Raw genomic sequence first — 9282 nt, 5'->3', positions numbered from 1 at the left:
TGCGTGCAATTAACATGGGTGCGGGGTGGCCGAGCCTTCCCGCAGGAGCGGGCAGCGCTCGCCACACCGACCGTTCGAGGTGACGATGTCTGGGCATGATGCGTCGTTGGATTCCATCGTCCTGATCAACGACGAGGAGCAGTACTCGCTCTGGTCCGCCTCCATTCCCGTCCCGGCGGGCTGGCGGGTCGTGCATGGTCCGGCCGAGCGGCAGGCCTGCCTCGACTACGTGGACGCGGTGTGGACCGACCTCACGCCGCGCAGCGTGCGGCTCGCGCTGTCGCGCTCCGCCGGCACGGCCGATACGCCGGAATGACCGCTGCTTCTTCCATGCGCATCGATGTCGGCGATGGCATCGCACTGCACGTGCGCACGTGGGGCGCGCGGCCGCCGACGCTGTTGCTCGTCCATGGGTTCAGCCATGGCGGTTTCGTCTGGCGGGCACTCGCGGAATCGCTCGTCGAGGCGATGCCCGATTGCGGCGTGGCCGCAGTCGACCTGCGCGGGCATGGCGATTCCGATCGCGACCGCCGGCGCCGGTACGACATCGAGACGCACGTGGCCGACGTGACCGCGGTCGCCCGCGCGCTCGATCTCGACGAGTACGTGCTCGTCGGCCATTCGCTCGGCGCCTCGGTGGCGATCCTGGCCGCGGAGCGCCTGCCGCGTCGGCCGCAGGCCGTCATCCTCGCGGACGGCGGCCCGGGCCTGAGTGCCGCGGCGTCGGCGCATATCCGCGAGGAATTCCTGCAGCTGAAGTTCCGCTACCACTCGGTCGAGGAATACCGGGACCAGTTGCTGGCCAGCATGCCGATGGCGGCGACGCCGGTGTTGCAGGCGCTGGCCGCCGATGCGCTGGAGCCACTCGCTCCCGGCGAATTCCGGCTGAAGGCGGATCGCGCACTGGGCTACCAGGTGCATGACCCCGCGATCGACGGCGCGTTGTGGCAGGCGCTGCAATCCATGCGCTTGCCACTGCTGCTGGTCCGCGGTTCGGCGTCGGCGTTGTGCACGAAGGCATGGTGCGATGCCTTCGCGGCGCGCGTGCCGCAGGCCGCGATGGAAACGGTGGAACGTGCCGGGCATGCGCTGATGCTCGACAATCCGACCCGCTTCAATGCGCTCGTCCTGCACTACCTGTCGCATTGGCAGGGCCTGCGCGATGCTCCGCGACTGCACACCGGGAGCGCGGGCTGACCCATGCTCTGGCACGCCGTCATCACCCGTTTCAGCTACCGCCACACGACCGCGGCCGCCGGCCTCGACGGCGTGCTGGTCTCGGTGCTCAAGCGCGATCCGCTGCAGCCGGAGCGGCTCGCGTTCCGCTACGCCTTGTTCGAACTGACCTGCCTGCCGTCGCTGTTGGCACAGACGGAACAGGACTTCGACTGGTTCCTCATCGTGGATCGGGATCTTCCGCGCGAATGGCGCGAACGCCTGGAGTCGCTCGTCGCCGGCCGCCCGCGCACGCACCTGCACGTCTACGATCCGGCCGAGGACCTGACCGCGACGGATTGGCTGAAGCCGTACGCACCGCCGCAGGCGAGCCGGCTGTTGACCACGCTGCTGGACGACGACGACGCACTGCCCGCGCACTTCATCGCGACCTTGCAACGCGCGGCCGTCGAGCACGCCGACACGCTGGCGCCGGTCGCGACGCTCGCCAGCCGCAAGGGTGTGCAATGGGAGCTCGTGCATAGTCGGCGCGCGCCGCTGGGCTATCGCTGCGCCTGGCATCGCGGCGGGTGGATCCTGTCCACCGGGCTCTCGCTGCTGTGTCGATGGCCCACGCATCGGCTGACGGTACTCGCGATCCATCACCAGATCGCCGACCTGTGGTTCCTGCCCGAACGCGACGAATCCCTTGCGCGGCTGCTGCAGGCGCGCTGGTCGCTGCCCGACACCCATGCCGGCGAAGCCGCGGCCTTCATCGGCGGTCGCATGGACGATTTCAGCAGGCGTGTCGACGAGCGCGCCGCCGGCGACGACGCCCTGCGCTTCGTCGACATCAGCGACGGCGTCGAGGCGTTCGTCGTCAGCAATCATTTCGGCAACGACCAGGTATTGCGCCTGTTCGAGCCCAAGCCCGATCGCGTACCCGTGGCCGGGCCGCGCGATTTCCCCGACGTGCCGCTCGATTTCGAGCGTTTCCGGCGGAATGCGGCGGTCTTTGCCAAGCGGCCGCGCATCTACCGGGAACTCGTGCGCGAACTGTGGTCGAAGCCGATCCCCCTGCGTCCGCGGTTGCGCCTGATCGCCTGGGCCACCCGCCGCTACCTGCAAGCCTGAGGCCGCCGTGATGGAATGGAGACACGCCCGATGACCGATGTCCTTGCCGAGGCTGCGCACGTCCCGGGAACTGCCGCCGGGAACGCCGTCATCCTGATGTACCACCGCATCGCCGACGACGACACCGATCTTTGCGTGCCGCCGGCGGAGTTCCGCGCCCAGATGAGGCTGCTGCGCGAGACGGGCTGCCGCGTGCTGCCGCTGCCGGAGCTGGCCGCTGCGCTCGCGCGCGGCGACGCGCCGGAGAAAAGCGTCGCGATCACCCTCGATGACGGTTACCTGGATGCGCTCACGGATGCTGTGCCGATCCTGCAGGAGTTCGGCCACCCCGCGACCTTCTTCATCATTTCCTCGACGCTCGACGAGACCGCGGAATTCTGGTGGGAGGCACTGGAGCGCGTGTTCGCGCACGATGCATTGCCCGCGATGCTCGACGTCGCGCTGCCCGACGGTGTCGCCTCGATGCCCACGCGCACGCCCGGGGAGATCCGCGCGGCGTTCGATGCGGTGCGGCGCACGTTCTACACGTTGCCGCTCGAAGGACAGCGTGCGCGCGTCTCGGCTTTGCTGCGCTGGGCCGGGCTGCCGGACGCGGAGGCCCGGCGCCCGATCCGGCCGATGACCCCCGAGGAAATCCGCGCGCTGGATCGCATGCCGGGCATGGAGATCGGCGCCCACACCGCGCACCACCTGCTGCTGCCGGCGCAGTCCGCGGAGACGAAGATCCGCGAGATCGCGCAGTGCAAGCAACGACTCGAAGCGCTGCTGGGGCACGAGGTGCAGTCGCTGTCGTATCCGCACGGCGCCTTCGACGAGGAAACGGTCGAGCTGACGGGCCGGGCGGGGTTCACCATCGCCGTCACCACCGGCAACCAGCCGGCCTGGCGGCGCAGTCATCCGCTGGTGCTGCCGCGCTGCGCCGTGCAGGCCGGCGACGATTTCGGCGCACGCCTGGAGGCGATGTTCGCGATGCCGCCACAGACCCACCATTTCGACAGGACCTTCGCATGAGCCTGGTGTCGCTTCGCGGATTGAGGAAAACGTACGGACTTGGCAAGCAGGGCGTCGAGGTGCTGCACGGCGTCGATCTGGAGGTCGCGCGGGGCGAGTTCCTCGCGCTGATGGGGCCTTCGGGGTCCGGCAAGTCGACCCTGCTCAACATCATCGCGGGGCTGGACAAGCCGACGTCGGGCGAAGTCCTGGTCGCCGATGCGCGGATCGCGGGCATGGGCGTGACCGAACTCGCGCACTGGCGCGCCCGCCACATCGGCTTCGTGTTCCAGCTCTACCACCTCCTGCCGATGCTCACCGCCGCGCAGAACGTCGAAGTGCCGCTGCTGCTGACCGGACTCGGCCGCGCCCAGCGCAGGCAGCAGGTGCGCACGGCGCTGGAACTGGTGGGACTGGCCGATCGCGACGACCACAAGCCGTCGCAGCTGTCCGGCGGGCAGCAGCAGCGGGTGGCCATTGCGCGTGCCATCGTCACCGACGCGCCGCTGCTGGTCTGCGACGAACCGACCGGCGACCTCGATCGCGCGAGCGCCGACGACGTGCTCGACCTGCTGTCCGCGCTGAACCAGCGCCACGGCAAGACGATCGTGATGGTCACCCATGATCCGCAGGCAGCGGCGCGCGCGACGCGCCAGCTGCATCTCGACAAGGGGCGCGCTGTCGACGCCCCGGTGACGCACTGAGGCATCGGGCATGCGCCACGTCTTCCTCGGCGGGACCGGCCTGAAGGTATCGGAACTGTGCCTGGGCGCCGCGGCGTTCGGCACGAGCACGCCCGTCGACGTGTCGCGGGCGATCCTCGACCGGAGCCTCGATGCCGGCGTGAACTTCATCGATACCGCCGACGCGTCGCCCGAAAGCGAGGCGCTGCTCGGCGATTGGTGCGGCGATCGCCGCCAGGCGCTGGTGCTCTCGACCAAGGTGTTCCGGCCGACCGGCCCGGGCCCGAACGAGGCCGGCTTGTCGCGCAAGCACATCGTGCAGGCCTGCGAGGCTTCGCTGCGCCGGCTCAAGACCGACTTCATCGACCTCTACTTCGCGCATTCGGACGATCTGCTCACGCCGATCGAGGAAACGCTGGCCGCCTTCGACCAGCTCGTGCGCCAGGGCAAGGTGCTGTACGTCGGCGCGTCCAACTTCACCGCCTGGCGTCTCAACGAGGCGCTGTGGATCGCACTGACCCGCCATCTGGCCCGTTACTGCTGCGTGCAGGCGCACTACAACCTGCTGGCGCGCGACATCGAGGCGGAACTGCTGCCGATGTGCGTGCAGAAGGGCGTCGGCGTCGTCGCGTGGAGCCCGCTGGCGCGCGGCGCGCTGGCGCATGCCGGCGCGGAGATTCCGGAAAGGGATGCTGCGGAAGCGTCGCGCCTCATGCGCATCCGTTCGGTGCTGGCCGAAGTGGCGGCGCAGGTCGCGCGCCCGATGGCACAGGTCGCGCTGCGCTGGACGCTGGATCGCGCTGGCGTCGATGCGGTGGCGGTCGGTGCCTCGTCGCCGGTGCAGATCGGGGAGATCCTCGGCGTGCATGACCTGCGCCTGGCGCCCGGACACGTCGCGATGCTCGATGCGGCGTCGATGCCGCACCTGCCGTATCCGGCGATGCTCGACCCCCACGTGCGCGCACTGCGATGCTCCGATTGAAAGATGTTCCGATTGTTGAACGACGGCGGGCCCGGCGATGCGCCGGCCCCGCGCGAACCAGGACGTGAACGGATGAAAAGACGCTCCACACCATCGGCGAAGAGGACGCAGGGACCATGAGCTACTGGCTGCTGATCTGGAAAGGGCTTTGGCGAAAGCCCGTGCGCACCACGCTGACCTTCGCATCCATGACGGTCGCGTTCCTGCTGTTCGGATTGCTCAACGGCATCAACCAGGGACTGGACCACGTCACCGAGCGGTTCCACCTGGACCGTCTCTACGTCATGAACAAGATCAGCATGTACCACCCGCTGATCGTTCCGTTCGCGCAGGAAGTGGAGAAGATGCCCGGCGTCGCGGATGTCGCGTACTGGGCCTACTTCGTCGGCTACTACCAGCGTCCGACCGAGCAGTTGCCGATCGTGGCCGCGGACGTGGAGCGCATGTTCCGCATGTACCCGGAACTGCACCTGCCGCCGGACCAATTGCAGGCGATGTCGCGGATCAAGACCGGCGCGGTGATCAGCCAGCATCTCGCGAGCCGCTACGGCTGGAAGGTCGGCGACCGCGTCCCGGTGAAATCGGCGATCTGGCCGCGCAAGGACGGGGGCGATGCCTGGTACTTCGACATCGTCGGCATCTACGAGCCATCGGAAGCGTCGCCGGCGCTCAACGACCTGTTCTTCATCAACCTCGATCATTTCGACGAAGCGCGCGCGTTCGGTGCGGGCGCGGTGCACCTGATCATCGTCCGGGTGAAGGACAAGCAGCAGAGCGGGCCGATCGCGAAAACCATCGACCAGATGTCGGAAAACTCGCCGTTCCAGACCCGGACCCGCACCGAGAACGCCTACGCCGCCGTGCAGTGGCGCCAGATCACCGACCTGCGCAAGATCAGCAACGTCATCGTCATCGCGGTGCTGTTCACGCTGTTCGTGGTCAGCGCCAGCACGATGATGCAATCGGTGCGGCAGCGTTTCTCCGAGTTCGCGGTGCTGATGACGATGGGGTTCACGCCCGCGCGCGTTGCGGGACTGATCCTCGGCGAGGCCCTGCTGCTGTGCCTGCTGGCGGCGGCGGCCGGGTTCGCGCTGACCGCGGTGGCGTTCCCGTCCGTGGCCGAACTGTTCGGATCGATGCGCCTGCAGCCGGGCGGTTTCCTCACGGGTGCGCTCATCGCCGTCGGACTCGCGCTGGTCAGCGCGGCCCTGCCGATCGCCCGCGCGATGCGTTTCAGCATCGTCGCCGCGCTGTCCGGACGCTAGGAGAGCGCCATGCATGCATTCAAACTGATCCTGTCCACGGCCGTGATGAACCTGCGCAACCTCGCGCGCAGGCGGCTGAACGCGCTCGTGATGGTCGCCAGCATCGCCGGCGTGGTCGCGGTGTTTTCCGGGGTGCTGGCGATGAACGCCGGGCTCGACGATGCGATGCGCGACGCCGGCAGGCCGGATCGTGCGGTCGTGCTGCGCGCGGGCTCCACGGTGGAGATCGCCAGCGCGATCTCGCGCGAGGAGATGGACACCATCCGCAATTCCACGGTGGTGAAGAAGGCGGCCGACGGCACGCCGCTGATCACCGGCGAGGCGGTCGCACCGCTGACCCTGATCGAGAAACGCAGCGGGATGGAAGTCAACGGCACGATCCGCGGCGTCGGCCCGGAGGTGATGGCGGTGCGGCCGGAGATCCGGATCGTGGCCGGTCGCATGTTCAACCCCGGCAAGTTCGAGATCGTCGTCGGCCAGCAGGCGCTGCAGCAGTTCGAGGGCCTGGGCCTCGGCGGCGAACTGACCGCATACAACACGAAGTGGAAGATCGTCGGCATCTATGCGGCCGATCACAGCATGCGCGAATCCGAGCTCATGGCCGACGCCAGCGTGGTCATGGAAGTCAGCCAGCGGCCGATGTTCCAGAACGTCACCGTCGTGCTGCCCGATCCTTCGGCCATCGCGGGATTCCGCAAGGCGATCGCGGCGAACCCGAGCATGGCGATGGACGTGTTCACCGAATCGGAATTCCTCCAGCGCGAATCGCGCAGCCTGAACGGCCTGCTGCATTTCATGGCCTACGTGATGGGCGGGATCATGGCGCTCGGCGCGGTGTTCGTCGCGATCAACGCGATGTACGCCAGCGTGGACGATCGCCGCCGCGAGATCGCCACGCTGCGTGCGCTCGGGTTTCCGTCGGTCGTGGTCGTCGCGTCGATCGTCGTGGAGTCGGCGTTGCTGGCGCTCGGCGGCGGCGCGCTCGGCGCGCTGGCGGCATGGGCGATCGCCAACGGCAGCACGGTGAGCACGGCGGTGGGGGGCGATCTCCGCCAACTGGTGTTCGACGTGGCGATGACGCCGGCCGTGGTGTTGAAGGGGTTGGGGGCGGCGCTGGCGATCGGGATCTTCGGAGGCATGATCCCGGCCGCGCGCTCGATCAGGAGTCAGATCGTCGACGATCTGCGTGCCATCTGAAAACGGGAAACGACATGACAGCGAGAGAAATCGCGAGAATCCCCAAGCCGGAGCCGGAGCGGTTCCTGCGGGAGTACGTGGAGACCGGCACGCCGGTCATCATCACCGGTCTGTTCGAGGGAGAGCCGATCGACCGGATCCGCACGCGGGAGGATGCGAGCGCCGCCTTCGGCAACGTGCCGTTGAACGTGCAGACCGAATACACCGTGGCGTCCGAATCGCCGGAGAGCGCCGTCGAGACGACGATGACCTTCGACGAATACTGGGCGCACGTCGATGCCCATCCGGACACGTCGCTGCTGTGCACCGAGTACGAGATCCCGCCGAGCATCATGCGGATGTTCCGGTTGCCGGAATTCTGCCTGGCGGACGACCTCGACGTGCCGGAGGTCCTCGACCTGCCGCGCAAGTACGGCGACCACGACCTCTACCTCAACATCTTCGTCGCCAACAGCGGCAACCGGGCGCACCTGCATTTCGACGGTGACCACCGGCAGGTACTGCTGCACCAGATGTTCGGCCGCAAGCAGGTGATCCTGTTCAATCCCGATGCCTGCCTCCACCTGCGGACCACGACGGCGTCGCCATGGACGCCGGGCATCTACCTGGAGCGGATGTCGCCGCAGGAGCGGCTGGACTTCGTCGCCGAAGTGGGCGGCTACCATGCGGTGCTGGAGCCGGGCGAGACGATCTACATGCCGGCGCTGATCTGGCATTACCTCGGCTACATCGACGACGCGATGTCGTTCAACCTGCGCTTCAAGCGCAACCGTTACGGCCGCTTCCTCTGCGTCGACAACGTGCACCGGGATTCGTACATCCAGAACCTCGGCTGGAAGCTGGCGGGCAGCCGCGGCGAGAACGTCTACACCCGGGCGATGCCGGAGATCGAGGCGGAATACGTGCGGCCGGCGGATTCGCTGCGCGACAAGGTCGTCGGCATGCGCTCGGTGCTGCGCCGCGTCTGCGAGCGCGTGATGCCCGAAGCGCAGCCGTCGCGGTTCTGTCCGCCGCACCTGGAAAACCAGGAGGTGGACAAGATCATCGCGGACATCGGCCAGACGGCGCGCTACGTCGCGCCCGACCTCGCGGCCCGCGCCCGGCCGGTCGGGCCGATCACCGACGTCCAGAAACAGACGATCGGACGCATCGCGAGCCGGCTCGGCTATTCCGAAGACCTGCTCCGGCATCTCATGTGGAACCGGCTCGGCAAGACCGATCTCGACAGCCTGAGCAAGATCGATGCCGTGCAGTTCATGGTCTACCTGCGGTCGCCGGGTTCGAGCGTGGTCTAGCCGACCGCGCCTGCCGTCCGTCATCCGCTTTTCCCGACACTGGAGCCCTACGCATGCGAGCCGATATCCAGAGCGCCCTCAACACATGGGAGCGCGAGTACAACACGACCCTCGAAGTCTTCGCGGCCATCCCCGAGGGTCGCAACGAACAGACCATCGTTCCCGGCAAGGGATGGAAGCTGGGCGAACTGGCCTGGCACATCTGCATCAGCGAGCGCTGGTTCTGCGCGGAGATCATGGGCGCGAAGCCCGAGGGCGAGAATCCGGTGCCGTCCAACCGGCAGCCGGAGAGCATCGCCGAGATGACGGACGCCTTCCGGACGTCCCACACGGCGTTGATGGACATCGTCGCGTCGAAGGACGAGGCGTGGGTCGACGAAAGCGTGAACTTCTACGGCAAGCCGTGGACGCGCATGGACCTGCTGCACCTGATGTTCCGCCACGAGGTGCACCATCGCGGCCAGCTCAGCATGCTGATGATGGTGGCGGGCGGGCAGCCGCCGACGATCTACGGCGCCCCGGGCATCAACATCGACGACGCGGGCTGACCGCGAAACGCAGTGCCCCGCCATCCCGGCGGG

10 protein-coding genes are annotated in these 9282 nt (G+C 67.9%); all 10 read left to right on the top strand.

Annotated elements, in window-relative coordinates:
* Positions 1 to 106: 106 nt before the first annotated feature.
* The 10 genes from ACT53R_RS09485 to ACT53R_RS09440 all read left to right on the top strand — a co-directional run bounded on the left by ACT53R_RS09485 (position 107) and on the right by ACT53R_RS09440 (position 9249).
* Positions 107 to 316, top strand: a complete 210-nt coding sequence (locus ACT53R_RS09485; protein WP_476171624.1) for an MbtH family protein — start codon at positions 107 to 109, stop codon at positions 314 to 316.
* Entirely contained in the window at positions 313 to 1197 is an 885-nt protein-coding gene (locus ACT53R_RS09480) for an alpha/beta fold hydrolase (protein ID WP_476171623.1), read from the top strand. Before ACT53R_RS09485 ends, ACT53R_RS09480 begins: the two co-directional genes overlap by 4 nt.
* Positions 1198 to 1200: 3 nt before the next feature.
* Positions 1201 to 2289, top strand: a complete 1089-nt coding sequence (locus ACT53R_RS09475) for a glycosyltransferase (RefSeq protein ID WP_476171622.1) — start codon at positions 1201 to 1203, stop codon at positions 2287 to 2289.
* 30 nt (positions 2290 to 2319) lie between these two features.
* A complete protein-coding gene (locus ACT53R_RS09470) occupies positions 2320 to 3300 on the top strand; it encodes a polysaccharide deacetylase family protein (protein WP_476171621.1) in 981 nt (326 codons plus the stop codon).
* Positions 3297 to 3983 carry an ABC transporter ATP-binding protein gene (locus ACT53R_RS09465; protein WP_476171620.1) on the top strand — a complete coding sequence of 229 codons (687 nt, stop codon included), beginning with the start codon at positions 3297 to 3299 and terminating at the stop codon, positions 3981 to 3983. The genes ACT53R_RS09470 and ACT53R_RS09465 overlap by 4 nt, the downstream gene beginning before the upstream one ends.
* A gap of 10 nt (positions 3984 to 3993) precedes the next feature.
* Positions 3994 to 4944 carry an aldo/keto reductase gene (locus ACT53R_RS09460; RefSeq protein ID WP_476171619.1) on the top strand — a complete coding sequence of 317 codons (951 nt, stop codon included), beginning with the start codon at positions 3994 to 3996 and terminating at the stop codon, positions 4942 to 4944.
* A 116-nt stretch (positions 4945 to 5060) separates the two neighbouring features.
* Positions 5061 to 6209 carry an ABC transporter permease gene (locus ACT53R_RS09455; RefSeq protein ID WP_476171618.1) on the top strand — a complete coding sequence of 383 codons (1149 nt, stop codon included), beginning with the start codon at positions 5061 to 5063 and terminating at the stop codon, positions 6207 to 6209.
* A 9-nt stretch (positions 6210 to 6218) separates the two neighbouring features.
* Positions 6219 to 7406 carry an ABC transporter permease gene (locus ACT53R_RS09450; protein WP_476171617.1) on the top strand — a complete coding sequence of 396 codons (1188 nt, stop codon included), beginning with the start codon at positions 6219 to 6221 and terminating at the stop codon, positions 7404 to 7406.
* A 14-nt stretch (positions 7407 to 7420) separates the two neighbouring features.
* A complete protein-coding gene (locus tag ACT53R_RS09445) occupies positions 7421 to 8701 on the top strand; it encodes a cupin-like domain-containing protein (protein WP_476171616.1) in 1281 nt (426 codons plus the stop codon).
* A 53-nt stretch (positions 8702 to 8754) separates the two neighbouring features.
* The gene (locus ACT53R_RS09440) at positions 8755 to 9249 is read left to right on the top strand and encodes a DinB family protein (protein WP_476171615.1); all 495 of its coding nucleotides are present in this window, start codon (positions 8755 to 8757) and stop codon (positions 9247 to 9249) included.
* Positions 9250 to 9282 lie beyond the last annotated feature (33 nt).

This window comes from Lysobacter sp. DMC104 (assembly GCF_056313665.1).
This window is presented reverse-complemented; position numbering and strand designations above follow the sequence as displayed.

Excerpts from the sequence above, each read along its gene's own strand:
- ACT53R_RS09480 (WP_476171623.1), top strand. The coding sequence starts at position 313 with ATGACCGCTGCTTCTTCCATGCGCATCGATGTCGGCGATGGCATCGCA.
- ACT53R_RS09475 (WP_476171622.1), top strand. The coding sequence starts at position 1,201 with ATGCTCTGGCACGCCGTCATCACCCGTTTCAGCTACCGCCACACGACC.
- ACT53R_RS09470 (WP_476171621.1), top strand. The coding sequence starts at position 2,320 with ATGACCGATGTCCTTGCCGAGGCTGCGCACGTCCCGGGAACTGCCGCC.
- ACT53R_RS09465 (WP_476171620.1), top strand. The coding sequence starts at position 3,297 with ATGAGCCTGGTGTCGCTTCGCGGATTGAGGAAAACGTACGGACTTGGC.
- ACT53R_RS09460 (WP_476171619.1), top strand. The coding sequence starts at position 3,994 with ATGCGCCACGTCTTCCTCGGCGGGACCGGCCTGAAGGTATCGGAACTG.
- ACT53R_RS09455 (WP_476171618.1), top strand. The coding sequence starts at position 5,061 with ATGAGCTACTGGCTGCTGATCTGGAAAGGGCTTTGGCGAAAGCCCGTG.
- ACT53R_RS09450 (WP_476171617.1), top strand. The coding sequence starts at position 6,219 with ATGCATGCATTCAAACTGATCCTGTCCACGGCCGTGATGAACCTGCGC.
- ACT53R_RS09445 (WP_476171616.1), top strand. The coding sequence starts at position 7,421 with ATGACAGCGAGAGAAATCGCGAGAATCCCCAAGCCGGAGCCGGAGCGG.
- ACT53R_RS09440 (WP_476171615.1), top strand. The coding sequence starts at position 8,755 with ATGCGAGCCGATATCCAGAGCGCCCTCAACACATGGGAGCGCGAGTAC.